Annotated in this window: 21 protein-coding genes; 4 read left to right on the top strand and 17 right to left on the bottom strand. The window is 41.8% G+C overall.

Annotated features, from left to right (window positions below):
• Positions 1-60: 60 nt before the first annotated feature.
• The 4 genes from BVC89_RS02915 to BVC89_RS02900 form a co-directional block, all read right to left on the bottom strand.
• On the bottom strand, positions 61-2289 hold the full coding sequence (locus BVC89_RS02915; RefSeq protein ID WP_086929768.1) for a bifunctional diguanylate cyclase/phosphodiesterase: 2229 nt from the start codon (positions 2287-2289) through the stop codon (positions 61-63).
• 102 nt (positions 2290-2391) lie between these two features.
• A complete protein-coding gene (locus BVC89_RS02910) occupies positions 2392-4023 on the bottom strand; it encodes an ATP-binding protein (RefSeq protein ID WP_245929319.1) in 1632 nt (543 codons plus the stop codon).
• Between the two features lie 85 nt (positions 4024-4108).
• On the bottom strand, positions 4109-4801 hold the full coding sequence (locus BVC89_RS02905) for a M48 family metallopeptidase (RefSeq protein WP_086929767.1): 693 nt from the start codon (positions 4799-4801) through the stop codon (positions 4109-4111).
• Between the two features lie 15 nt (positions 4802-4816).
• Positions 4817-5005 carry a CPXCG motif-containing cysteine-rich protein gene (locus BVC89_RS02900; RefSeq protein ID WP_086929766.1) on the bottom strand — a complete coding sequence of 63 codons (189 nt, stop codon included), beginning with the start codon at positions 5003-5005 and terminating at the stop codon, positions 4817-4819.
• A 208-nt stretch (positions 5006-5213) separates the two neighbouring features.
• Here BVC89_RS02900 and BVC89_RS02895 point away from each other — a divergent pair, with 208 nt between their 5' ends.
• Entirely contained in the window at positions 5214-5813 is a 600-nt protein-coding gene (locus tag BVC89_RS02895) for a beta-phosphoglucomutase family hydrolase (protein WP_086929765.1), read from the top strand.
• Positions 5814-5852: 39 nt separating this feature from the next.
• Here the strand turns inward: BVC89_RS02895 and BVC89_RS02890 are convergent, their stop codons facing one another.
• A complete protein-coding gene (locus tag BVC89_RS02890) occupies positions 5853-6839 on the bottom strand; it encodes a hypothetical protein (protein ID WP_086929764.1) in 987 nt (328 codons plus the stop codon).
• Between the two features lie 594 nt (positions 6840-7433).
• Between BVC89_RS02890 and leuS the strand changes: the two genes are divergently transcribed.
• From leuS to holA, 3 genes are read left to right on the top strand one after another with little or no spacing between them, the layout of a single operon-like run.
• Positions 7434-10034 carry a leucine--tRNA ligase gene (leuS, locus tag BVC89_RS02885; protein WP_086929763.1) on the top strand — a complete coding sequence of 867 codons (2601 nt, stop codon included), beginning with the start codon at positions 7434-7436 and terminating at the stop codon, positions 10032-10034.
• Positions 10034-10522: an LPS-assembly lipoprotein LptE gene (locus tag BVC89_RS02880; protein ID WP_086929762.1), complete on the top strand. Its 489-nt coding sequence runs from the start codon at positions 10034-10036 to the stop codon at positions 10520-10522. The genes leuS and BVC89_RS02880 overlap by 1 nt, the downstream gene beginning before the upstream one ends.
• Positions 10523-10552: 30 nt before the next feature.
• Positions 10553-11611, top strand: a complete 1059-nt coding sequence (gene holA / locus BVC89_RS02875; RefSeq protein WP_086929761.1) for a DNA polymerase III subunit delta — start codon at positions 10553-10555, stop codon at positions 11609-11611.
• Positions 11612-11833: 222 nt separating this feature from the next.
• On the opposite strand, the gene BVC89_RS02870 is transcribed toward holA, so the two are convergent.
• The 12 genes from BVC89_RS02870 to mrdA all read right to left on the bottom strand — a co-directional run bounded on the left by BVC89_RS02870 (position 11834) and on the right by mrdA (position 25619).
• Complete coding sequence (locus BVC89_RS02870; protein ID WP_086929760.1) at positions 11834-12145, bottom strand: hypothetical protein; 312 nt, start codon at positions 12143-12145, stop codon at positions 11834-11836.
• A gap of 2 nt (positions 12146-12147) precedes the next feature.
• Entirely contained in the window at positions 12148-12618 is a 471-nt protein-coding gene (locus BVC89_RS02865; RefSeq protein WP_086929759.1) for a hypothetical protein, read from the bottom strand.
• Positions 12619-13046: 428 nt separating this feature from the next.
• Positions 13047-13580, bottom strand: a complete 534-nt coding sequence (locus BVC89_RS02860) for a GNAT family N-acetyltransferase (RefSeq protein WP_086929758.1) — start codon at positions 13578-13580, stop codon at positions 13047-13049.
• 103 nt (positions 13581-13683) lie between these two features.
• Positions 13684-14658 (bottom strand): lipoyl synthase, encoded by a 975-nt coding sequence (gene lipA / locus BVC89_RS02855; protein ID WP_086929757.1) that lies wholly within the window; start codon positions 14656-14658, stop codon positions 13684-13686.
• A gap of 163 nt (positions 14659-14821) precedes the next feature.
• Complete coding sequence (locus tag BVC89_RS02850) at positions 14822-16864, bottom strand: hypothetical protein (RefSeq protein WP_158657758.1); 2043 nt, start codon at positions 16862-16864, stop codon at positions 14822-14824.
• Positions 16865-17903: 1039 nt separating this feature from the next.
• Positions 17904-18542, bottom strand: a complete 639-nt coding sequence (gene lipB, locus BVC89_RS02840; RefSeq protein WP_086929754.1) for a lipoyl(octanoyl) transferase LipB — start codon at positions 18540-18542, stop codon at positions 17904-17906.
• Positions 18543-18599: 57 nt separating this feature from the next.
• Complete coding sequence (locus BVC89_RS02835) at positions 18600-18872, bottom strand: HP0495 family protein (RefSeq protein WP_086929753.1); 273 nt, start codon at positions 18870-18872, stop codon at positions 18600-18602.
• Positions 18873-18931: 59 nt separating this feature from the next.
• Complete coding sequence (locus BVC89_RS02830; protein ID WP_086929752.1) at positions 18932-20107, bottom strand: D-alanyl-D-alanine carboxypeptidase family protein; 1176 nt, start codon at positions 20105-20107, stop codon at positions 18932-18934.
• Positions 20108-20373: 266 nt separating this feature from the next.
• Positions 20374-21189, bottom strand: coding sequence for a septal ring lytic transglycosylase RlpA family protein (locus BVC89_RS02825; protein WP_086929751.1), 816 nt, complete (start codon positions 21187-21189; stop codon positions 20374-20376).
• A gap of 177 nt (positions 21190-21366) precedes the next feature.
• The gene (gene mltB / locus BVC89_RS02820) at positions 21367-22422 is read right to left on the bottom strand and encodes a lytic murein transglycosylase B (RefSeq protein WP_086929750.1); all 1056 of its coding nucleotides are present in this window, start codon (positions 22420-22422) and stop codon (positions 21367-21369) included.
• 162 nt (positions 22423-22584) lie between these two features.
• Complete coding sequence (gene rodA / locus BVC89_RS02815) at positions 22585-23742, bottom strand: rod shape-determining protein RodA (RefSeq protein WP_086929749.1); 1158 nt, start codon at positions 23740-23742, stop codon at positions 22585-22587.
• Entirely contained in the window at positions 23739-25619 is a 1881-nt protein-coding gene (gene mrdA / locus BVC89_RS02810; protein ID WP_086929748.1) for a penicillin-binding protein 2, read from the bottom strand. Before mrdA ends, rodA begins: the two co-directional genes overlap by 4 nt.
• Between the last annotated feature and the right edge of the window lie 7 nt (positions 25620-25626).

Raw genomic sequence — 25626 nt, 5'->3', positions numbered from 1 at the left:
GCAAAGTCTTATATATCCCCCATTCCTCGCTCACATTTCTCTATACATAAAAAGTAAGCATTAGGGTATATTTTTATTTTCGTTGTTTTGCATCCACTGAAATAATACAGACTTTTCCATAGGTTTCGCATAATAAAAACCTTGCGCATGAGTACAATGTAACGACTTCAAAAACTCTATTTGCCCGCCATTTTCTACACCTTCAGCAACCACTTCCATTCCGAGCTTTTCAGCCAAATTAATGATCATATCTACAACATCACGACCATTTTTTGTATGAGATGCGTCAATCAGTGACTTATCGAGCTTTAAATAGTCGATAGGCATTTTTTGCAAATAATTGAGTGAAGAGTAACCTGTACCAAAATCGTCCAGAGACAAAGAAAAGCCCATTTTTTTAATATCAAATAGCAACTTCAGTGTGGACTCTAGATCGGTAATAGCCAGCGATTCGGTAATTTCCAAGTTAATAAACTTTGGATGAATACCAATATTGGCAACTGTAGAACGCAGTAATTGTAATATTTCAGAGTGTTGCAGTTGGGCGACAGAGAGGTTGATGGACATATGACAATCAACCCAACCATGCTTATGAAACTCAACCAGACTTTTCACTGATTCCTGAAAGATCCAGGCCCCCAAACGTACAATTAATCCAGACTGTTCAGCGAGAGGAATAAACGTTTCTGGGGGAATATCATTGCCGTGTTGATCCCGCCAACGAACCAATGATTCAAAGCCTGTAACGGCGAGATCATGTAAACGAAGTTTGGGCTGATAGACCAAGAACAATTGATCTAGCTCGAAAGCCGAACGCAAATGGCGCAACATGCTCAGCCGCCCTTGAGCATCTTTAACCATGTTGTGGCGAAACAATAATACTTCACCTCGACTATGATTTTTTGCTGTTTTTAAAACGATGGTCGTATCTTTTATCGCCTCATCACCACCGCCAATTACTTCTGAAATGGGGACAATACCAGCCGTAACAGAAATAATTTGTCGCTCATTTTCAATATTAAAAGCATGCTCAAATGCATCTAAAAGTTTCTGCTGAGAGATACATTGAGATGGCCCAAAAACAGCGAAGGTATCGCCTGCAACTCTAGCCACCATGCAGGGTTCAGGAAATTGCCTACGCATACGCTGACCAACAGCGCGCAATAAGTCATCACCATAGACTTGCCCTAGAGAGGCATTAATTTCGGCAAAGTTATCAATATCCACCATACACAATACTTCATCTGATAACTTTTTCGCGTTAATGGTATTATCGATTTCTTCTACCAGCGCATTGCGATTAGGCAAGCCGCTGAGCATATCGTAGTAGGCATATTCACTTAGCTGGGCAACTAGCTCAATATTGTCTGCACAGATAATAATATTACTGCAAAACAATTCCAAAAGGCTTTCATCGACTTCATCAAATTCTGTTTCACTTCTTACATAACATGCCATATCCCCTCTTTTTTCGCTGCCTAGATAGAGGGCCAACCCTTGCCTATTGAAAGAGTTTTTGCGCGAATCCAAACATTCAAGCAAACAGTTTTGTGCCTTATTATCATTAAGCTGCATTAATGACTGATGCATGAAAGGTAAAAATTGCCCAGTTGCAGCAATAATATTGCTATTACTGTTAGCACTCTGACGGATACAGATAAGCCCCTCTGCAGGGCTGGATAACAAACTACAAAGATGGCCAATAATGCCTTTTGCGAACTCATCAATGCCTTGCTGAGACAACAGTGCTGCACTGGATTTCACAATCATTCCCAAGCTCTTAGTGCCAGCCTCTATAGCCTGAATTTGTTTATATGAACGTATTGCTGTAGATAAGGAGGCAAATAAACGCGACTGAGTTAGTTCAGATTTAAGTTTGTAGTCATTGATATCATAATCGCGAATCACTTGAATTTCTGGAGCCTGATTCGGCTGCCCAGTACGTAAAATTATACGCGTATCCTTCATTTTCAATTCATCGCGAATAACAGGCACTAGATCCAAACCTGCATTGGGTGTCTCCATAACGACATCGAGAAGAATGACAGCAATATCTTTATTTTCACTCATTAATTGCTTTGCTTCACGAGCGCTAGAGGCATGTAAAAATTCTAGCGTCCGCCCAACCACTTCTGTACTGCGCAGCGCAAAAGTCGTTGCCGAATGCACATCATTGTCATCATCAATAATGAGAACTCGCCATACTAATTTATTCTCCTTGACGGCCCGCATAGTGGAATCCTCTTCCACAAATTCCATCAATCGATCATCATCTTTTTCGTTCATCATTTTCGCTAATTAGTGAGTGGGCATTATGATTTTTATTTATATTAAATACCTGTAATGATTAATCACAGACCTTACTATTAACCCAGCGGGCAAATATCTTTTTTAACTGGTTTTTTTCTCTGAGCTTGCAATCTGAGCCAAGCCGTCCTCACCATCCTTCGGTGCAACTAAAGGCATTTTGACAACAAACTTAGTTCCACTGTTAACCTCCGAATGCACGTCAATTGTCCCCCCTAACGCAATCGTCACAATATTGTGAACGATGTGTAAACCCAAGCCATTACCACCGTCCCCGAGTTTAGTTGTAAAAAATGGATCGAATATATGAGACAAGTCGGCAGATTCGATACCGTGGCCATTGTCCTCCACTTCAATCTGAACGCCTTCTGGAATAGGAGATGTACTAATAGTAATTTTGCCATCTTCACGCTCGTCAAAACCATGCAGTAGCGCATTATTCAATAAGTTAGTTATAACTTGTCCAAGAGGCCCTGGGTAACCATCAAGCATAAAATCCTGTTGTTCTGATATTTCTAGCGTATAAGGCATGTGTTTAATTAAGGTTGCCATGGTTACGCGAATTTCATTTAATAAACTCGATAATAAGAAACGTCGCCGCTGAGCACTTGTTCTATCCACGGCCACTTGTTTAAAACTCGACACCAATTCAGATGCTTTCTCCAGGCTCATACACACTAAATTACTGCCTTCGTACATATCTTTTAAATAATGATCGAGGGTAGAGCGAGTAATTCCCGAGTCGATGACGGAAATAATTTCTTGGGTTCCCTTTGCCAAAGATGAAGCAACCGTCAGGCCATTGCCTATAGGAGTATTTAATTCGTGAGCAATACCCGCAACCAGAGACCCCAAAGCAGCAAGCTTTTCCTGTTGTACTAACTCACCCTGCGCATGGCGTAACTTATCTAGTGTGCCCTGTAATTCTTCATTAACGTCCACCAACTCTGCGGTGCGCTCTCTTACACGCTTTTCAAGCTCGTGAAATGCTCGGCTTAAACCACCTCGCATTCGTTCTAATTGATTCGATAACGATCCAAATTCATCACTATTTAATTCAGGTATCTGGGTTTCTAAATCACCATCAGCAATACCCGCAGCGGATCGCTCTAGTTGAGACAAAGGGCCAATTACCCATTTGCGCAAGCAATAGCCCATTAAAGCAACCGAAAAAACCAATTGCACGGTGAGATTAGTTAATATTAAGCGTGATTCTGTTTTGGCACGATTGCGTGCCTCTTTAAGGCTATAAACTAGGCTTACTTCACCGAGAATATCGCCTTCGTAAGCAATTTTTCTAGAGATAGAAAAAGCATCTTCAAGTACATCCACATCTTGCTTTTGATAGGACAAGAAAATCGCTTCGCTATTGGTTGTGACTAGAATTGATAAGACCGATTTATCGATACTAATGACATTAATTAATTCTCGTCCTAAGCCAGGAGAAATATTCCACAGCGGCAAAGTCATTCCCGCCTGTAAAATATCAATATAGTTGTCCGCTTTAATTCGACTGTCATAAGTGATAGTACGATTATAGTTTTCACGTATTAAAATCGAACCGCTTATCAGAGCAGGAAAAGCAATCGATAATAGAACCACAACTAGCAAAACTTTTTGTAGACTGCGATTACTACGAGTACGACCAATTTTATTTTTTTTATATCTTAGATCTACCTGCGGTTCATCAGGTTCGCCACTTGTCATTTGCATCATAACTGCAAACCCCCGCTGCAGATTTTGGTGTTAGCACCAGTTCGGCGACATTTTTCTCATCAGGTTCGCCGATTAGTGATGAATATTAGTGATGATTGAGCAGCTGATTGGCTTCGCGCCATGTGGGATAGCATGATTCTACAATCTGCCAAAATCGGCGATTGTGATACCTCTCTAGTAAGTGAGCAAGTTCATGCACGACCACATACTCTAAACAATTTTCCCGATAGCAGGCCAAGGCTAAGTTCAACCAAATACGTTTAGCGGTGATATTGCACGATCCCCAGCGAGTTTTCATGTTTTTTATGCGCCATTCATTAATTGATACTCCAAGTATTGGTTGGTACTTGGTAATCAAAGGAGGAATTTTCTTTTCAAGCTCGCGACGATAAAAATTATCTAAGCATTTTTGACGTTGCTGCATGCTTGCATCTTTTGGCGCATAAAGAAGAATGCTGTCGCCATCGACAACAACTCTTTTAGAAAAAGAAGAATTCAAATGTGTACAAGGCATGAGTATTAAGGTTTTATCAACACCCCAATACCTATGAATTTCACCGTTTTTATATTGTAGTTGTGCTGGATATTCTGTATTGGATATGCGCGCTTGCTGTTCTCGTATCCATTCCACATTGGAAGAAACAAAAGAATGTATATCCGCATTATTTGCCCGCAACGGTGCTGAAACTCTTACTTCACCATGGGGAGGTTTAACCACCAACCGTAAGTTTTTCATTTTTTTGCGGATAACTTCAACGCTAATACCTTGAATATTCATAACTTAGAGCAGGCCCTATGAATTTTCTCGTTCTGCGGATAACTGCAACAAAGTTTCATCATCAACACGTGCATGAATTAATATCGGCGAACAACACACTTGGCAGTCTTCAACATAGGATTGTTCATCAACACCCGGCTCTACAAGAATATTTAACATTTCCCAACAGTAAGGGCACTGTAATGTCGCTTCGATAAGATTCATTAACAACCTCTGATATCTTAAACTTATTAACGCCAATACTACGCTGAACAACAGCCTAGAGGATACCAAATTAGAGCATCATCTATCTGTTCGTGCGCACAAAGCCATAAAATAAACTTTAGGTTGATAGCAATTTATACAAAGCATGCCCACACTATACGTTCTCATATAACTGAGTATTTATAGCGCTACTTAATTAAGGAAAACTATGTACAACCAATATGCTGCATTAATATTCGATATGGATGGCACACTTATAGAAAGCGGTAAGCTTCACGAACATGCGTGGACTCACGCGTTGAGCGAATTTGATATTCCTGTGGATCGTCCACTTATGCAATCACTAGCTGGTGTGCCTACATTGCAGACAATAGAAATCGTCATAGAGAAATTTGGCATAAACGTCGACTACCCCCTCGAACACATCTTACAAGCAAAAGAAAGATGGGTAGCGAAAAATAATATTGACTACGTCAAAGCCACCAAGCTGGCTGATATTGTCAGAGAATATCATGGCAAAAAGCCCATGGCGGTAGGGACTGGGGCAAATGCAGAAGAAGCTGAGCAGATGTTGGAAGCCTGTGGTATCCGCTCATATTTCGAATGTGTGATCACTAGCGATCATGTCAAAGAGTTTAAACCTTCTCCAGAAACATTTTTATTATGCGCCTCAAAGCTCAATGTAGAGCCAACACAATGCATTGTGTTTGAAGATTCGCCATTGGGTATAGAAGCGGCCGTGCGCGCGGGAATGGCAGCAGTTAACGTTCAGACAGAGCTCGATATTATTAACGATTACTTTCGCTAGAACCTACTAAAAGCGGTTGTAGTTTTATGTGTCACTTACTTACGAGTTAACCCATGCATTAAAATCGTCACGTTGCCATATGCGTAGGAGATTCAGACCCTCGTCAACTATTTGCCAGTACTTGTCAATAATATTTGTGCCCAAATTGAAGATTTGCCACGAAGAGGTTTGAATCTTACTGCCCGATAGCACATCGCGCGATACCAGCTCGATAAAATAAACAAATTTTGTTTCGAATTCGCCAACAATACTCTTAGCATTAAAAGCATCACCGAGAAGACTATGCAAGCGCTGAGAGCAGTGGCCGGCTTTGACGTTATCTTCGCGTGCACACTGAAGGAGATAACGTAGCTTTCGTTGTTGGCTCTCATGAACACAACCAATCTCAGCAGCAAAACTGGCTAGACCGCGAATCTTAGCCATATTTTCAATAGAAATAGGGAGTAGGGAGCAAATAAAGTTCAACAGTTCCATCTGCTTAATCTGGCGGGGATATCGCTCGTTATCTTCACTACCGATACGATCTGTATCACCTGAACTTTCGCTATCAGCGCTCTTTTGCAATTCATCTAGCAAAGGCTTTCTTAAATTGTTTGAGATATCCAATATTTTCAGCAATAGCTGCTCAATAAAATGGGAATGTAACTCGAAATTATCTGTCAGTTTGTCATCTTGCCAATCATTTCTAATCGTGTCCCAAGACAGTTGGATATTTTTTTTGTCGGCAATAGAGAATAACGTCTTATCGTATGTAGAAAATACCAGAAGAGTAGATAAACGACGATTGATCTTACTTTGCAAAGTTTTAAAATCTTTCTCAAAACTTTTGTTGCCAGCAAGCAGCCTCATGCTGATCCCGCGATGCAGCTGCACATCTTTAATCAAATGATTGAGCTGCATGATGAAGTTTTGCTCTAATTCACGCTTCTGATACGCACTACAAAAATCTGCATAGCTATCTTGCGGGGTGGTGATTACCTTGCCAAAAGGATAGATATTTGTTGCCTGACTCTCATTAAAACCCATACCAGCTACTACCTAGAATAATTCACAATGTCCTGTCTAAACTTGCGTGCTCATGCTGTCCCTTGATGCTATTTCATGATTCAACCCCTTATTGACAGCTAATCCGCCATCAAAAAGGCATAAAGTATCGAAATGGTATATATGAGCTGCGTTTTTCACTACACACAAGCAAAGCAAACACTACACCAACTTTTATTGTTGAAGAATACTCGCACGAGAGCCAGTGCCTAAGCGCCTAGATGATGCGTACGAGTCTTGGTTTGCATCATAATGAAAAAACACATACAACCAATCGCACCAAAATGAAGCACGCAAGTAAATTTCCGCTACAACATACTCAAAAAGACATACTTCACGAGACTAAGCTACCAAGGAAGAATTGACTACCGCATACTAGTTTAATGATTACACTGGGGTTCACTCATACTGTTTGCGGATATTTTACTCAAAACCATTCGCTTCACGACACGATTCCTCAACTAAATGAACAAAACATCCATTTAGCCAATAGCATAATCTTTGTTTACATATTATCTGCCCCTATAATGGTCGACTTTCTATTTCATTTTCACATCTGGGTAAACAAACACGAGCATGAAAGATAATTATCAACCTGCCTCCATTGAGTCGGAAGTACAGCGTTATTGGGAAGAGAATAAGTCCTTTGAAGTTAATGTAGACAGGTCTAAGGAAAAATTTTACTGCTTGGCAATGTTTCCTTATCCCAGTGGCCGTTTGCACATGGGCCATGTCCGCAACTATACGATTAGCGATGTAATAGCCCGTTTCCAAAGAATGCAGGGTAAAAATGTTCTTCATCCCATGGGGTGGGATGCATTCGGTCTACCGGCCGAAAACGCCGCGATCAAAAATAGTACAGCACCTGCCAAATGGACTTACGCTAATACGGATTACATGCGCGACCAGCTGAAAGCTCTTGGTTTTGGCTTTGACTGGTCACGCGAGGTAACCACCTGTAAACCCGACTATTACAAGTGGGAACAGTGGTTCTTCACTCGCCTTTATGAGAAAGGTCTGGCCTATAAAAAAGTTTCAGCTGTTAACTGGTGCCCACACGACCAAACCGTACTGGCTAACGAACAAGTTATCGATGGTTGTTGCTGGCGTTGCGATACAGTGGTTGAACGTAAAGAAATCCCACAGTGGTTTATTAAGATTACAGAGTACGCTGAAGAACTACTTAATGACTTAGACAAGCTACCTCATTGGCCTGAACAAGTAAAAACCATGCAGCGCAACTGGATTGGCAAAAGCCGTGGCACTGTTATCAACTTCAGTTTGCAGCATACTATCGATGGCATTAAAGACTTTGATGTCTATACCACACGCCCAGACACACTTATGGGTGTTACCTATCTAACCATTGCTGCTGAGCACCCCATCGCCTTATCTCTTGCTAAAGATAACAAGGAAATTGGCGACTTCATTCAAAGCTGCAAAACCCAGTCTGTCGCCGAGGCGGATATGGCCAATATGGAAAAACGGGGCCTCGATACTGGGCTTAAAGCTCTGCACCCAATCACTGGTGAGGAAATTGCTGTTTGGATAGGCAACTACGTATTGATGGATTACGGCTCGGGTGCAGTCATCGCGGTACCGGCTCACGATCAACGGGACTGGGAGTTTGCAAAAAAATATGAGCTAGAAATCAAACAGGTTATTGAACCCACTAAAGGCAGCAGCGCTGAGGTAGAGGTAGATTTAGATAAGGAAGCCTTTACAGAAAAAGGCATGCTGATTAATTCAGGCGAATTTGATGGGTTAGACTTTGCCGGTGCTTTTGAAGCTATATCCCAAACCCTTATCGCAGCCAATAAAGGTAGCGTTACCACACAATATCGCCTGCGAGATTGGGGAGTATCGCGACAGAGGTATTGGGGTGCACCGATTCCCATATTGAACCTCGCTAACGGTGGCGAGATACCTGTACCCGCTGACAGATTGCCCGTGCTGCTGCCTGAAGATGTGGTCATGGACGGCGTTCATTCCCCTATTAAACAAGACGAGGAATGGAAGAAAACAGAAATTAATGGGGAAAGTGCCGAGCACGAGACCGACACCTTCGATACATTTATGGAGTCCTCCTGGTATTACGCGCGCTATGCCAGCCCCAGCGAACATGCCATGCTAGATCCCGAACAAGCGAATTACTGGTTACCGGTGGATCAGTATGTGGGAGGGATTGAACACGCTATTTTGCATCTGCTGTATGCACGCTTCTTCCATAAATTGATGCGTGATGAGGGTCTTTTAGAGAGCGACGAACCATTTACCCGCCTACTTTGTCAGGGCATGGTGCTATCGGAATCTTTTTATAAATTAAACGATGGCCAAAAAGAATGGATCGAGCCTCAAAACGTCACTATGGAAAAAGATGACAAGGGTAAAACCATTAAGGCGATGCTTACCGATACCGGTGAAGAGTTAGAGTTCGGTGGCGTTACAAAAATGTCCAAGTCGAAAAATAATGGTGTTGATCCAGCAACAATTATTGATAAATACGGCGCAGATACTGTACGCCTATTTACTATGTTCGCCTCACCCCCTGATCAAACCCTGGAATGGGCTGACAGCGGTGTGGAAGGAGCGCAACGCTTTTTGAAAAAGCTTTGGAAAGCAGTATCTCAGCATCTTGAAGTGGGTCAGCCTGGTGAACTTAATGTTGATACATTAAGCGCTCAGCAGAAAGACTTGCGGCGCAAAACCCATGAAACCATTAAGAAAGTCAGCGATGATTTTGGCCGCAGACAAACATTTAATACTGCTATCGCTGCAGTAATGGAGCTTCTTAACGAAGTGAGCCGTCACGCTGATCGCAGCAATCCAAATGGACTGGCAGTTGAACGAGAAGCTCTATCTGCTGCCGTTTTATTACTGGCTCCCATTGTACCGCATATCTGTCATGTGCTCTGGAGCGAGCTCGGCGAAGGAGAAATTTTACAACAACCATGGCCGCAAGTAGATGCATCGGCATTGACACGAAGCAGTATTACCGTTGTAGTTCAGGTAAACGGCAAGGTTCGTGATAAAATCGATGTAGCCCCTGACACTAGCCGAGAAGAAATGGAAAAAGCTGCATTATCTAGCGATAAAATACGTAAGTTTATTGATGGTAAACATATTCGGAAAATTATTGTAGTACCTGGAAAACTGGTCAATGTGGTAGCGAACTAATGAGTATATGGATATCTCGATTTTTTGTTGTCGCCAGTGCTTTGGTGATCTCATCGTGCGGCTGGCAATTGCGTGGATTACAGCAGTACCTCGAACAAGGCCCACAGAATATCGGCCAAATTCAACTGGTGACTTCCGCCGATAACCGTCTTTTTAATGCTACTTTAAAGCAGCAATTAAAAGATCTTTCAATTGATATTGAATCAGACTCAGATATCACCTTGAAACTGCAACAAGAAAAAGTCGAACGAAGTCCACTGTCCTACAGCAGTACAGGTATTCCTGTGCAATACCAGCTGATTATGAGTATACGTTTTGGCGTGACTAACCCTTTGCGTAATGTTCCCAGAGAGCGCACCTTATCCGCTCGTCGCGAATACGATTTTGATACTTCACTGGTAGTTGCTAAAAACGAGGAAGAAATTAAATTGCTACAAGAAATGCGCGAAGAACTATCTTCACGCATTATTTCTTATCTGGGGAAGTAACCCATTATTTTACAGTAAATAATATTGACCATGGCCAGACTTCGATATGATCAGCTAGACAAGGCTCTCTCCAAGCAAATTGCGCCTTTATATGTAGTGACAGGAGATGAGACATTACTAGTGCAAGAAGCCTGCGATAAAATTCGTCAAGCGGCGAAAGCCCGTGGCTATTTAGAACGAGAGCTTTATCATACGGATGCTGGATTTCAGTGGGATACGCTTATTAATAGCGCAAATAGTTTGTCATTATTTGCCGAGAAAAAAATTATTGAAATACGCATCCACAATGGCAAACCTGGAGACGCTGGTAGCAAAACACTGATAGAGTATTGTCAAAGAATATCTAACGAAAACTTATTGCTGTTAATTTTTCCAAAAATAGACAAGCGCACACAAAATACAAAATGGTTTAAAGCACTAGATGCTAGTGGTGATATTGTCAGTATTTGGCCGGTAAGCCTTCAACAAATGCCACGCTGGATAGAAGAGCGCTTAGGTGCCGCCGGCTTGCATGCCAACCAAGACGCAATTGAAATTCTATGCGCAAAAACGGAAGGCAACTTACTGGCTGCAGTGCAGGAGATTGAAAAGCTTAAATTGATTGTAACTGACAAGGTTATCGATGCCAGCACCATGGCAGATGCTGTTACAGATTCCGCCCGTTACGATGTTTTCAGCTTGACCGATAAAGCCATTATAGGAGACAGTCGCGCAGCAGTGGCAAGTTTAAATGGCTTACGCGCAGAAGGAACAGAAGCAACCTTGGTGTTATGGGCGCTATCCAGAGAAATTCGCACTTTGGCCTCGATTAAAGAAGGTGTTGAAAACGGCAAAAGCCTAGATTTCTGTGCAAAGCAAGCCGGTGTATGGGATAACCGTAAAGCCATGATTAAACAAGCCGTCAATCGCCTACAGCTAAGACAGATACATTTGTTAGTGAGAAAATCCAGCAACGCCGACAAAATGATAAAAGGTATTATTAAAGGCGACGTTTGGAATGTTTTACTGGATATTGTTTTATCACTAACAGGTAACGATGCCTTAAACGCTCGCTCGACAAAATTAGGATTGCAGAGTTTTAGGTCTTAGAGTCTGTTAACAGGCTCTAACTAAACTCAAATGCGTCGGCAAAATTTACGGCGCAACTCAATTTAATCATCATTCCGAAGTAACACAAATTATAGCGCTGGTTTGGTTTTGAAAGGGTAGTTTTGCACCAGGCTCTCGAAAAAGCATACTTTATCAGCGTGCACGTTTAGGATGACCAGCTTGTACTAAAGCTTCAAAGTATCCACTCATACATCAAAGCGCTTACTGATCTTGCTCATCAGACACTGCATCCCAGTAGTCTTCATATCCTGCCCGCTCAAGGTAACCAGATATGGCGTACATGACTTTCTCACTGATAAACTCAGCGCTTTCATCCCAAGGAAGAGCTATATCGTTATTAAAATCTTGGATTGATGCATCGACCATGGCCCAAAAAAATTTACTTAAATGCCTAGCTTCGACAGCATCTTTAACTTCACCCCGTTTTAATATTTCCAGAGCAAGCGGGTCATCCAGTTTTTCCGCATAGTGGAACGTAAACTCACGCTCAGTTTCAGTTTTATAATTTATCATTGTTATCGACATCCTCTAATTACAGACATTTGTCTCGCCAATATTTTTAACTTGCCGATCAAAGTTTCCAGCAACATTGGCTCCGTAACCGTTAAAAAATAATGACCTTTTTTCTCTCTATCGGCTTCAAACTTTAGCCCAGGGGGCAAATCAGGTCTTTCAAGTACCCAGTGAATATCAATCTGAGCACCTGGATTCCAACGACCTTTAAGGCGATAGACATCTTTCAAATTTTTATACGTAGAAGAAAATGATAAGCCCATTTGATCGTGAGGCAAAATCCATTCTTTATTCTCAGAGAAGAACCAATCCCCATCTCTCACGCCCTTATATAAAACTTCTCCTTCACCAACATCCCTTTGTCTATATAAAGTTGGGTGGCTGTACTTGCGAATGGGGCGAAGCCTGAGCTTCCCTTCGTACTCTTTAATTACTTCGCTTAAATCATTGATTGTCTTAAATTGAATGATCATATCCGTATCTCATTATATTTGGAGTGGGTATTTTATACTGGATAATAATTCCAAAGATTCAAAAGACGCCAATTTTGATAGACATTCGTACGAATGTCGCAACAGTCCTCCATCTTCTAAAACTTGGTTGCACTGGTGTCGGGGCCAGGAAAAAGGCTATTAGGCAGGCGATGTTTGGAATGTTTTACTAGAAGCCATTTCATAACTGCTGCACTTCCCGATACGGCGTTAAAAATACTCTCAAAATGCTCATTTACTTCGTGTAAACTCTGCTTTTTCGGTTATTTTTGCCCTGTCTCGCCTGCGTTCGCGAGTTATAAAACAGCTTCTAGATATTGTTTTATCATTAACAGGTAACGATGCCTTAAACGCTCGCTCGACAAAATTAGGATTGCAGAGTTTTAGGTCTTAGAGTCTGTTAACAGACTCTAACTAAACTCAACCGAGTCGTCTTTTCCATGTAAGACGTAATCCATAATCTCAACTTTTTTACCCTGTACAAAACCTCGGTTTATCGAACGCCAATTACGCTTACGATAAAACTCTATTTGATCATCGGTATATAACAATAAACGAGGTAGATCACATGCGTCGGCAAAGTTTACCGCGCAATTTAACAACATACTGGCGATACCTTGCTGCCGACATTCTGGCAAAACAAATAGATTGGTTAGCCATTCTGTTGGACAGTGATCATTAGTAAATTGATAGTAAACCAGACTTACTGTTCCAATAGGCTCATTGCCTTTGTGGGCAACAAAAGTTGTAGGCAGTACATCATTACACATATGCTGTTGCAAGGATGTGCTGCGCTCGTGCAACTTTTTCTCAATAACATCAGGAGACCTATCTCGTCCTTCTAAGCCTTCGTATGTTTTTAACCATTCATTGTGATGCCAAAGCGCGATAATGGGTATCCACGATTCGTTTTCAACTAGATTAGATATCTGAATACTCGACACTAAAATCAGCCCCAACCTTAGATTCAATTAACATAGATCGTTACAGACAGTACCAAATTGTATGGCTCAGGCTGTAATCATGATCAATTAAACCATAGACTTGTTATTTTACGACTTCACCATGCGCTTGTTTGTCTGCATGATAGGACGAACGGACAAGAGGCCCACAAGCAGCATGAGTAAAACCAAGTTCTTTTGCTATTTCAGTGTATTCATCAAATTCTGCAGGCTCGACATAGCGCAATACAGGTAAGTGATCACGCGACGGTTGCAAGTACTGACCGATGGTTAACATATCAACATTATGCGCACGCATATCGCGCATCACATCAATAATTTCTTCCTTCGTTTCCCCTAGACCGACCATTAAACCAGACTTAGTTAATACATCAGGCTTACGCGCCTTATAATCATTTAACAGTTTTAACGACCACTGGTAGTTTGCCCCTGGGCGAGCTTGCCGATACAAGCGTGGCACAGTTTCAAGGTTATGATTAAAGACATCTGGCGGAGTATCTTCAAGTATCTCCAAAGCCACATCCATTCTTCCACGAAAATCAGGTGTCAGTATTTCTATTTGCAGATTTGGCGACTGTTCTCGGGCTTCTCGAATACAATCAGCAAAATGCTGCGCACCACCATCGCGCAAATCATCTCGATCCACTGATGTAATTACAACGTATTTAAGGCCCATATCCGCAATAGCTGTTGCCAAATTAATCGGCTCTTGGGCATCCAAAGGATTAGGTTTACCATGTCCAACATCGCAAAAAGGGCAGCGTCTTGTACAAATATCCCCCATAATCATAAATGTCGCCGTACCACCACTAAAGCACTCACTTAAGTTTGGACAATTTGCTTCCTCGCATACTGTAGACAAACCATTCTTGCGCAAAAGAGTTTTAATACGCTGTACCTCTGGGGATACACCGACTCGAACTCTTATCCAGTCAGGCTTTCTGAGTAAGTTATCACTCGCTATCACTTTTACTGGTATACGCTCTACCTTATCAGAATCGCGCAGCTTCTCACCTTGTGCTATACGGCGGGTACGTTTTATTGGGGTGCTATCGCTCATGTTAAATCTCAAAAAAGTTTAGTGTTATTCTACCTCAGATACGGTTTAAAAACTTACTTCGGATGAGAAAGAAATGATCGCCGCCCACGCCCGAACCTGGGCGGCATCTCGCTACTTAAACTAGTTTTATCTTCTATGATCTATAGCACCACATATTTTTATTTTATTGAGAGTCTGCTCCTCTCATAAAAGAAGCTCGGGCTGCACTAAGATTTTCACCAAGGCTGCTGCAACAGGCTCCAGCATAATCCTTAAAGCTCTGGGCTTTTGCACTCAGCTGTTGTTGAATCTGAGTACCATTATGCGCTATACCGTTGGTAAATCTATAGAGATAAGGCATATCCTCCCGGCTAACATGTTCCCCCAACTGCTGAGTCAGAAGGTCTTCATTTCTTGAATAGCGACCTTCTTCTCTTGAAATCGCACCACGTCCTGCAATTTGCAACTCATTGGTAACCTGTTGGATGAGAAGCCCCCCAAATAACTTGGCGCTGTCCGTTTTATCACTGGCAGTTCCCCATTGAGCAAGAGCACTTATAAGTCCGTAAACAGCACGCACACCTAGCTGAGTAAATTGTAACTTTTCAGAACTCATCCCTTCTTTATCAAGATGATCGATGAGAGTTTGTCCTGCCATCGCAATAACATTAGGCAATAAAAAACCAACCCCCGCTTGCTTCCAACCATCGATCGCTCCCAATTTTACTGCCGCAACTGCAATTCCAACAGGAAGTGCCAACTGCATATACGCATTTTCGATCACACTCGCAGCCGCTTGGTTACCCGAGGCTTCAGCGGCCATTTTTGCAGCGCGACCAATTGCAGAACAAGGAATACCAACGTCTAAAATTTTTGGGGTTGCGGTTTCGGCATTCTTACCTGAGCCTAAAAATGATGGCGGGCTGATATTCAAAGTATTTTTAATAATTGCCGCACCTGCTTGGTTTGCCCCTTTGGCTATTTGAAGACCTGTATAGGTTGATAACGCCATATTTGTCAGCTTACCCAAATTACTTTGAGGCAAGCCAGGAACTGCCTGGCCAACAGTATGATGCAATACATGGGAAAGTTGTCGAATAGGCTCGGCCCATTTTTCAGGTGTTAGAACCATCGTTGCAATTGGATTTTTAGCTCCATCGGCAAGCACAACATTGTTCTCACCTTTGCGTCCATCATAGTTAAATATCGCACTTGTAGAATCCGGCTCAGAAAAACGTGTAGGTCTAGAAAACTGCAGATTTCTGGATACATCATAGTCAACGCTATCGCCATTATCTACTTTTCGAACGTCTATTATATCTTTACCTCCGCCCTGGTAATCCACAACAAAGCGGACGGTATCTTGAGCATCATCAGGTAACCTATCAGGCGACCAATTAAGTTTATCACTAACACCTGAGGGCTTAGCGGGAGCGGATTCTTCGGCAGCCTCAGCTTGCCCACGACAGCACTTAGTTACCCATGAATAAGTGTCTTTAGTATTTTGAAGATAACGGCCACCCGCTGAAGATCTTTGTGCATCTACTTCAGGATCATCCCAAGTGCTATGAATACCCACATTTTTTACACCGGCCAATTTCACTAGTGGCTCACCCGACTCATCGATAAGCGCTAGCGTTTTAGTACCATCTTCGAGGGTTGAAGCTTTAAATAAAACTTGAGCATCAGGATATATCGGTGTGGCAAGATCTTTGTTAAGTGTACGATCGGTTAAAAATGCTGTCGTAATATCAGATGCTGGTGCGCTATCAGAAAGATCGATGATAGTCATACCGTCTCTTTGATTAACAGGGCCCGTATCTATAGTTTTGGCTTTAATAGATGGCACTGAGCCTGCTAAGGCGGGATTACCCCAATCTATTTGCATATTAGAAGGTTTGCCATCAGGATTAATAATGGTTGAGTCTGGTCCGGCATATGCGTAGTTTTCTCCTCCAACGTTAACCACACTAAAGACGCCATTAGGAAGTGTTAAAATGCCGACTTGATGATTCTTATTAAAATTTACAGCACTGAAACCTGGCATCGTTGAAAGATCTCTAGGTAAGGCTCTCGCTTCAGTGGTATTTATAAGTGAGTTAGAACGAGAAGCAAGCAAAGGACTTACAGCCGAGCTTTTTTTACCTATTGGTGATGTTGATGAAGCAACAAGAGATTCACTCATTCGAGCTGCAGCATGTGTTGATAAAGATGATGAAATTACCATGTATATTAAATTCCAAATTAAAAAAATGTTTTACATTCGGTTAGTATTTCATAAGCGATACTTGATCAGATTAGTTTTTTATAAAAACAAAAAATTGATAACTGTATTTATTTTTCGTCTCGCTTTTTTAAAAAAGAAAAAATAAAAAAAAGAATTACACTTACGAATTGATCTCAAGCGATAACAAAATGTCATTTAGCAAAAAATTATGACACGCACTTATTTTAGAAATAATAAAAAAATATACGCTTAAAAAAATGAAACTTACAATCAGCTAACAGCCTCACTGCAAAACCTTTTAATCATATAATTTAATTTGCCGAACCAGCAAACAAATCACACAAAAATCCACCACCCTTTCGCTACGACAACTACCCAAAACGCTTTTAGCCCTCTCGGATAAAATGAGAAAAGTAGCCTAATTATTTAAACAAGAAAAAATTAGATTAAAATTTCTTTTAAGGACAGAACTGCGAGAAAAATATGGATAGCATCGGACTTATAAAAGAAGTATAAAAAACACCTAAATTAAAAATATAATTTAAAATTTCGTCAACTACAAAAAAAGACTGAAGCTTTAATAGTAAATAAGGTCAATTAAGTATCAAGTATTTATTTAGTAAAGATCCCATTTACGATATACCGTCTCCACCTTGAAAAACTTATTTCGCACTCACAAAGTTGGACAAAGACCAGACGCACACAAACGAAAAAATAAGAACAAAAGAAGAATCAGAATCAAGGAAAGCTCAACTTGCAGATATTCGTAATCTCCACTAGGTTACAAAATTAGAATATAACCAATGGAATTTTAACACCGAACATTGCTTTGGATATCTTTCATTCAATAATTTTTGAAATAAACCGAAGATAAAATATTCTATACAATTTAGTCGCAATCCTCCACGGAAAAGAAAGATTTGTAACGGACATCTGAGTTTTCGTTACGTGAAAAATTTTGGAAAAATATTTTGATAAACAGACAAGAGATTAGTAAAAAGCAACAATAAATTACAAATTAAACACTGGTAAATATTGGTTAATGAGCTTTATTAAAAGTAAGGCTCGTGCGCTCAGCAATAATTTTGGCGTAAACATCCATAAGTTGATTCATTGAAAGAGCATCTGGATCGGTAACCAAATCTTTTATTTGGATCATTTCTAAGCCTTGATACCCGCAGGGGTTTATTTGTAAGAATGGGCCAAGGTCCATGTCAACATTAATTGCCACACCGTGATAACTACAACCGCGACGCACTCTCAAACCAAGAGATGCGATTTTCTTGTCATCCACATAAACACCTGGAGCATCAGCTTTAGCTGAGCTTTCGATACCATAGGATTGTAATAACTCGATGACGCTCTGCTCCAACAATGTCACCAAATCACGAACCCCCAGCTTTAAGCGTTTTAAGTCCAGTAAAGGGTAAGCGACTAACTGGCCTGGACCATGATACGTCACCTGGCCGCCACGATCAGTTTCGACAATAGGGATATTAGAGGTATTGAGAATATGTTCTGGTTTACCTGCCTGCCCTTGGGTGAATACCGGCGGGTGTTCCACCAGCCATAATTCGTCCACAGTTTCAGCATCACGTTTATCAGTGAAAGTTCGCATTGCTTGCCAACTTTCCTGATAGTCCATCAACCCCAGGTTTTTAACGTTAAGAATGGACATAGCCTTACATTTGTTGTCAGCAGAGATAGTTTAGTGTCGCCAAAAATAAAACCACCATTAAATGACCATCCGAGTGGATGGGTTTTTTTTCAGATCTTCAAATATAGCCTGTAGTTGATCAACACCTGTCGCCACAATAAAGACAGTAATAGAATGAAAGCGACCATTGCGACTATCCTGAACCCTAATCTTACTACGATCCAGATCCGGTGCGTGCTTTTCAATAATGTCTAACACTGCTGCCTGATACTCGTCACTGGCCACACCCAATACCTTTATCGGATAGTTAGCACAGGGAAACTCTATTTTTGGTGGTTCTTGTGTCGTCATTCAATTACAAACCTTTGACTATACATTTGGCCATAGCGTTCTTGCAGCTGAGGATAGCTTTATTCGCCACCTATCATTAATAATACATTATCCCACATACGTGAGATAAACCCGGCTTCTTCTACCGCTTCAACAGCAACTAATTCTTGTTCGATAATAGTCTCGCCTTCAAGGGTCACGAGAAGCTTGCCAAGTACCTGACCTTTGGTGATAGGCGCTTTAATCGTATTATCCACTTGCGTTTGTGCCTCTAAATTTTTATGGCTACCGCGGGGAATAGTTGCCACCAAATCCTTTTTCACTCCAAGTTTAACTTCGTCGGCTAAACCACCCCAAACGCGACTAGTATTTAAAACATCTGTTGCCTTATAAAGTGCATGCGTTTTGTAATAGCGAAAACCATAAGCTAATAGACGCTGAGACTCACTGGCACGCTGCTTCTCTGAACGGGTTCCAAGCACCACAGATATCAAACGCATATTATCTTTCAAAGAAGAGGCTACCAAACCAAAACCCGCTTCGTTTGTATGACCGGTTTTCAAGCCATCGACGAATTTATCCGTGAACAATAGTTTGTTGCGATTAGGCTGATTAATGCCGTTGTATTTAAAGTATTTCTCAGAATAGATAGAGTAATGATCAGGGTGATCATTGATTAATGCCTTGGCGAGTATTGCCAAGTCATATGCCGTTGACACATGACCATCAGCAGGCCAACCCGTAGCATTTTTAAATTGCGTACTTTTCATGCCAAGCAATTGCGCCTGTTGATTCATAACGTCAGCAAAAGATTCTTCACTACCAGAAATATGCTGAGCCAGAGCAATAGAAGCATCGTTACCTGATTGGATGATCACACCTCGCAATAGATCAATCACCTTAACCTGTGAACGAGGATTTAAGAACATTGTAGAGCTGCCGCTCTTAGTACCACCTCGGCGCCATGCATCTTCACTTATTGTGACTAAATCTGTTTCCTTCAAACGTCCTTCATGGATTTCGTCAGAAACAATATAGCTGGTCATCATCTTGGTTAAACTTGCTGGCGGCAGTGGTGTTGTTGAGTTGGACTCAACAATAACTTTGCCGGTATCCGCATCGATCAATAAATAAGCTGAAGCAGATAACTTAGGTGGCGCTGGAATAATAACCGGAGCAGCCGTCGCTACCACAGCATTGGCAGCCAGGCTGACAACCATTAAGGAAAATATAGAACGCAGCTTAAAAAATGACATGTACAGACGAGACCCTTTCAATTTTAATTCACCTTCATGTATAGCTAAATAACTATAGAAACGTTATTGAGGCGATAAATATTATATTAAACACATTATCCATAAAGCCTTAAGAATTTAAAGCTTACAAAAAATCAAGTAGAGATAGAGCCGAAGGCTTGCTAGGCCTGTTAATATGCCCTAACTGTCGCTTTTAGCAAAGTGTAACAGATTCACAACGAAACACGAGTGTCGACCACTGCTCATAAGCAGACTTTAGAGTACCTCTAGGGATAGATAATATGAGGCGTAGGAAAATTAGCTTTAATTAACTTCTCACGAAAAAGAGAAAGTTCTAGATTATCGACAAAAGGGCCAACTCGTACTTTAAATAAGCTCTGCTCTTTTTCAGGAGCCACCACCAAGACATCGCGTGATGTCATCTTAACAACCTTAGCCTGCAAAGCTTTTGCCGACGCGGCTTTACTAAACGCACCTAGCTGCAAAAAGGTATTAGCAGGCAATGCGTAGCCCGCCGAATGGACAGGCGCTGGAGCCTTAGGTTCACCCGAAGCAGCTGGAGCACTAGCTGCTTTTTTACCTGCTTGATACTGCTTAGGATCGATATACTCAACGAGAACTTCAGCGGTGCCGCCTTTTTGATAGCCAAGTTTCTTGGCGGCCGTATAGGTTAAGTCAATAATACGATCACCGTGGAAAGGTCCTCTATCATTAACTCTAACCACGACACTCTTTTTATTTTTAAGGTTAGTGACTTTGACATAACTTGGAATAGGTAAGGTCTTATGGGCCGCCGTCATACCATACATATTGTATAACTCTCCATTAGAAGTTTTGCGCCCATGAAACTTTTTTCCATACCAAGAAGCAACACCGCGCGCCTTATAGTTTGAGGGGTCTTTGATAACCCGATAAGTACGACCCAATACTTTATAAGGACTGACATTACCTGCAATCGTCCTTAATTCTTCACGTGGAACAGGTTCTGGTATATGAGAAACATCCACGGGGCGCTTAGGGCCGCTGTCTTTCTCCTCATCTTTAGGAGGTGGAGTTTGTACACCAGGGTCTTTCACAGTCATAACCTCACAACCAGACAAAAAGAAGATACAAAGTAATAGTCTTATATCTAAGAAAAAAGGGGGTTTTACATTCGTTTTCTTCTGACTGGGGTTCATATCAACTCAAGCTTTTGGTGTACTTATATTGGTATTCATTCAGAACAGGCATCGCCTGAGCTTATTTTGAGTGTCGAGAAATTAACGGCTCATAGCCAAGGGTTTGTCCGTACCATTTTTGTTATTGTCAGGCAAACGCTGTTTTATTTCTTGACTCAATTGCCAAACAGCTAATGCATACATGTGGCTTCTATTGTATCGCGTAATAACATAGAAGTTGTCAAAACCGATCCAAAACTCTTTACCATGATCGCCTATGAACATCAAAGGCACTGCTTTTTTGCTGGCTTCGTAGCCGTCATCAACCGGCACAAAGCCCTTCTGGTTTAATTCTTCTAAAGTATGCTTAGGGCGCTTCTTTGAATTCAAAACATCATTATCGTAAGCATTTTTAATCCGAGCACGCGTAAACACTGGTTGTTTCGACTGCCATTTATGCGCTTTGAAATAGTTAGCAACACTACCAATGGCATCGGTCGGATTATTCCAAATATCAGCAATTTCATCGCCATCAAAATCCACTGCAAAATTGCGGAAGCTACTAGGGATAAACTGCCCATATCCCATAGCCCCAGCATAAGAGCCTTTAAGTGCAAGAGGGTCTTGTTTCTGCTCTTTTGCAAGCAACATAAAATGCTCAAGCTCACTCAAGAAAAATTTACCCCGTTTAGGATAGTCAAAGCCCAACGTTGCTAGGGCATCTAATACTTTGTAACTACCAGCGTGGCGCCCATAGCGGGTTTCCACACCAATAATGGCAACAATAACTTCTGGATCAACACCATAAGTCTCAGATGCTCGTTTAATTGCTTCACTATGCTGCTGCCAAAACTCGATACCTTGATTAATGCGAGATTCCTGAATAAATATTTTGCGGTATTCAAACCACTCTTTAGTTTTCTCTGCCGGCCGTGAGATCGCATCTAAAATAGATTGTTGTTTTTTTGCCTTGCTTAAAAGCCCAAGCACTTCTTCGCGTTCAAATTTATGTTCATTCACCATTTTGTTAACGAACTTTTCAGCCAAAGGATGCTTGGAGTAGTCGGCCTGCACTGAAGAAGCTAACAATATCCCCAAGGGTAATAGTTTGTTAATGAATGAAACCTTAAAAGATGAACAAAAAGTTTTTAGTCGCATTGTCAATTTAAATAGTTAGTTATTGAAGAGCACAGAATATATCGACTCTTAAAGTGAAAAAACAGCAAGCACATCAAAGTTAGCAGAACTCTCAACCTAACCCAGGTTTTTTTTCAGGCTCCTATGGGCATTCAGCCCATGTTGGCCCAACCTTATGCCAAGCTAGTATTCAGATGCCACTTTTTTCTTTTCGGTGGCAATAGCCATTAAAATACCAAAGCCCGTCATCAGTGTTACAATTGATGTTCCCCCCAGGCTTACTAAGGGTAAAGGAACTCCGACCACCGGCAGCAGGCCTGCCACCATACCAATATTAACGAAGATATAGACAAAGAAAGTCAAGGTAATACTCCCTGCTAACAGCCTATTAAAAGTATTCTGTGCTGTCCAAGCAATAAATAAGCCGCGACCAATAGTTAAGCCATAGAGTGAAATTAAACAGATAACCCCTAGCAAACCAAATTCTTCGGCAAGTACAGCAATAATAAAATCGGTATGGCTTTCAGGCAAAAAGTCTAATTGTGATTGTGTTCCTTTTAACCATCCCTTGCCTTCAAGCCCTCCAGAACCAATGGCAGTTTTCGACTGAATAATATTCCAACCTGCGCCAAGCCTATCAGCCTCGGGGTTTAATAAGGTAAGCACTCGTCTTTTTTGATAATCCTTCATGACAAATTCCCACATGGGCCATGCACTTAACAGCACCAGAAAGACACTGCTAAAAACATAACGCCAACGCAAACCCGCTAGAAATACTACAATCATGCCCGAGGCAATAATTAACAGAGAAGTACCGAGATCAGGTTGTTTAAGAATTAAAAAGGCAGGCAAGCCAATAATGACAATACACCAAAAAGTATGCTTTAAATTAGGGGGCAACATTCGGGCCGAGATATAAGACGCCACCATAATCGGCACCGCAATTTTTAACACCTCTGATGGCTGAAAGCGAAAGAAGCCCAAACTGATCCAGCGCTGAGCGCCCTTAGCTCCAACGCCAATAAAAAACACGGCAGCCAGTAATATCAGCCCAAAGCCATAGAACCAAGGACTCCAGCGTCGCAACAGGCTAGGGTCCACTTGTGCCACAGCAAACATCGTACAATAAGCCACGCCAAAAAAAACTAACTGGCGTGTTACTAACCGCTGGCTTTCGCCGCTGGCACTGTAGAGAACCGTTAGTCCATAAGCTGTAATGAGCAGTAGTAATAATAGTAAGATCGGATCAATATGCATGCGCCGCCAAAGGCTTTCGGTACGGCTAAAATGATCTTTTGAATCAGGCAAGCGCCTTAAAAAATCCTGATTGGAAGAACTCATTGACTAACCAACCCTTTTGACTCCATCGGTTCTGAGCTTAGGTATTGATCGAAAACCGCCTTGACCACAGGAAAAGTGGTTTTACCATGACGCTCACCATTTTCAACAATGACCGCTAAAGCAACTTTAGGTTTATCGGCAGGCGCGAAACCCACAAACAAGGTGTGATCACGATAGGCTTCTTTTAATGCCCCGCCATCATACTTTTCACCCTGTGCAATACCCACTACCTGAGCAGTGCCAGTTTTGCCCGCAATTTTATAGTCTAAGCTACGTCCCAAGCTATTGGCGGTACCGCGAATACCATGCACCACATCGGCCATTGACTTATGAATAAAGTCCCAGTTCAAGTCATAGCCTTCATAATGGCTTTCTTCTTTCAGCTCAGTAGGTTTCTCCCCTACGCTAGCCACTAAGCGAGGTTTAATACGCTTGCCTTTAGAGGCCAAGGTAGCTGTCATCACAGCAAGTTGTAAGGGGGTTGTCAGCACATCCCCTTGGCCAATGCTCATGTTGAGACTATTTCCAGGATACCAACTTAAGCCCCTGGTCGCTTTCTTCCAGGCCCGCGAAGGCCAGAGGCCATGACGCTCACTGGTAATATCTAACTCCGTGTCGCTGCCTAAGCCAAAATACAGTCCGAAAGCATGCATACGATCAACCCCCATTCGGAAAGCCAAGTCGTAGAAAAATATATCGCATGATTCAACAATAGCCTGTTTTAAATCCACAGAGCCACCGTGACCACCTTTTTTCCACTCACGATAAAAGCGCTCGTCATTTTCAAGTTGGTAATAGCCAGGATCTTTCACTCGAGTATTGAACTGAATAATTTGGGATTCTAAGCCGCCCATACCAAGCATTGGTTTCAAGGTGGAGCCAGGAGGATATTGCCCTTGTATAGTCCGGTTAAATAAAGGCAAGTCTTTTGAATCATTAAGTGCACGATATTCCTTTACACTAATACCGGTCACAAAACTATTAGGATCAAAACTTGGAGTGCTCACCATGGCCAGCACCCCACCGGTTTCTACTTCAATGACAACCACCGCACCACGGCGCTGGCCTAAGGCCTTGGTGGCAGCCTCTTGGATTTCACTATCTAGGAATAAATACAAATCTGAGCCTGCATTTGAATGCTCTTCGTCAATAACACGCAGGCTGCGGCCATGAGCGTTGGTTTCAATATATTCATAGCCAACACTACCGAGTAACTCACTCTCATAAAACTTTTCGATACCAATTTTGCCGATACTATGTGTGCCCGCGTAACGCTCAAAAGTCGGCTCGTCGAACTTAGCTAACTCATTTTCACTAATACGCCCGACATAACCAACAGTATGGGCAAACAAAGGGCCTTTGGGATAGTGCCTAACCAGTTGTGCATCTACCTTCACACCTTTCAAAGCAAATTTGTTCACTGCAAGAATAGCAATTTCTTCCTCGGTCAATCGATATCGCAAAGGCACAGGCTCATATGGACGGCGACGCTGCTTGAGGTACTTATAAAAATTTTCTTTATCTTGCTCACTGATGGAGACCAGCGACGATAACTGCTCAATGGTTTCATCGAGGTTACTTACACGTTCGCGAACGACAGACAAAGTAAAGCTCGGTCGATTTTCCGCAATCAACTCTCCTTTGCGATCAAAAATAAGCCCTCTATTAGGTGCTACCGGCCTCACTTGGATACGATTTCTATCCGAAATAGTGGAATAACTTTCGTGCTGGGTCACTTGTAAAGAATAAAAGCGAGCGACCAGAATACCAAACAGTAGGAACACTGCGATCAAAGCCAAAATCATTCGTCGGGAAAACAGTATCGCCTCATTGAGGTGATCTTTAAAACGATGATGTTCGGTACCAGACCAATTCATAAACGCG

This window comes from Agarilytica rhodophyticola (genome assembly GCF_002157225.2).
GTDB lineage: Bacteria > Pseudomonadota > Gammaproteobacteria > Pseudomonadales > Cellvibrionaceae > Agarilytica > Agarilytica rhodophyticola.
This window is presented reverse-complemented; position numbering and strand designations above follow the sequence as displayed.

Coding starts and splice junctions, on each gene's coding strand:
- BVC89_RS02870 (WP_086929760.1), bottom strand. CDS start 12,145: ATGATAAATTATAAAACTGAAACTGAGCGTGAGTTTACGTTCCACTAT.
- BVC89_RS02915 (WP_086929768.1), bottom strand. CDS start 2,289: ATGATGAACGAAAAAGATGATGATCGATTGATGGAATTTGTGGAAGAG.
- leuS (WP_086929763.1), top strand. CDS start 7,434: ATGAAAGATAATTATCAACCTGCCTCCATTGAGTCGGAAGTACAGCGT.
- BVC89_RS02835 (WP_086929753.1), bottom strand. CDS start 18,872: ATGACGACACAAGAACCACCAAAAATAGAGTTTCCCTGTGCTAACTAT.
- rodA (WP_086929749.1), bottom strand. CDS start 23,742: ATGAGTTCTTCCAATCAGGATTTTTTAAGGCGCTTGCCTGATTCAAAA.
- BVC89_RS02910 (WP_245929319.1), bottom strand. CDS start 4,023: ATGATGCAAATGACAAGTGGCGAACCTGATGAACCGCAGGTAGATCTA.
- holA (WP_086929761.1), top strand. CDS start 10,553: ATGGCCAGACTTCGATATGATCAGCTAGACAAGGCTCTCTCCAAGCAA.
- mltB (WP_086929750.1), bottom strand. CDS start 22,422: ATGCGACTAAAAACTTTTTGTTCATCTTTTAAGGTTTCATTCATTAAC.
- BVC89_RS02825 (WP_086929751.1), bottom strand. CDS start 21,189: ATGACTGTGAAAGACCCTGGTGTACAAACTCCACCTCCTAAAGATGAG.
- lipA (WP_086929757.1), bottom strand. CDS start 14,658: ATGAGCGATAGCACCCCAATAAAACGTACCCGCCGTATAGCACAAGGT.
- BVC89_RS02880 (WP_086929762.1), top strand. CDS start 10,034: ATGAGTATATGGATATCTCGATTTTTTGTTGTCGCCAGTGCTTTGGTG.
- BVC89_RS02895 (WP_086929765.1), top strand. CDS start 5,214: ATGTACAACCAATATGCTGCATTAATATTCGATATGGATGGCACACTT.
- BVC89_RS02905 (WP_086929767.1), bottom strand. CDS start 4,801: ATGAATATTCAAGGTATTAGCGTTGAAGTTATCCGCAAAAAAATGAAA.
- BVC89_RS02850 (WP_158657758.1), bottom strand. CDS start 16,864: ATGGTAATTTCATCATCTTTATCAACACATGCTGCAGCTCGAATGAGT.
- mrdA (WP_086929748.1), bottom strand. CDS start 25,619: ATGAATTGGTCTGGTACCGAACATCATCGTTTTAAAGATCACCTCAAT.
- lipB (WP_086929754.1), bottom strand. CDS start 18,542: ATGTCCATTCTTAACGTTAAAAACCTGGGGTTGATGGACTATCAGGAA.
- BVC89_RS02890 (WP_086929764.1), bottom strand. CDS start 6,839: ATGGGTTTTAATGAGAGTCAGGCAACAAATATCTATCCTTTTGGCAAG.
- BVC89_RS02830 (WP_086929752.1), bottom strand. CDS start 20,107: ATGTCATTTTTTAAGCTGCGTTCTATATTTTCCTTAATGGTTGTCAGC.
- BVC89_RS02865 (WP_086929759.1), bottom strand. CDS start 12,618: ATGATCATTCAATTTAAGACAATCAATGATTTAAGCGAAGTAATTAAA.
- BVC89_RS02900 (WP_086929766.1), bottom strand. CDS start 5,005: ATGAATCTTATCGAAGCGACATTACAGTGCCCTTACTGTTGGGAAATG.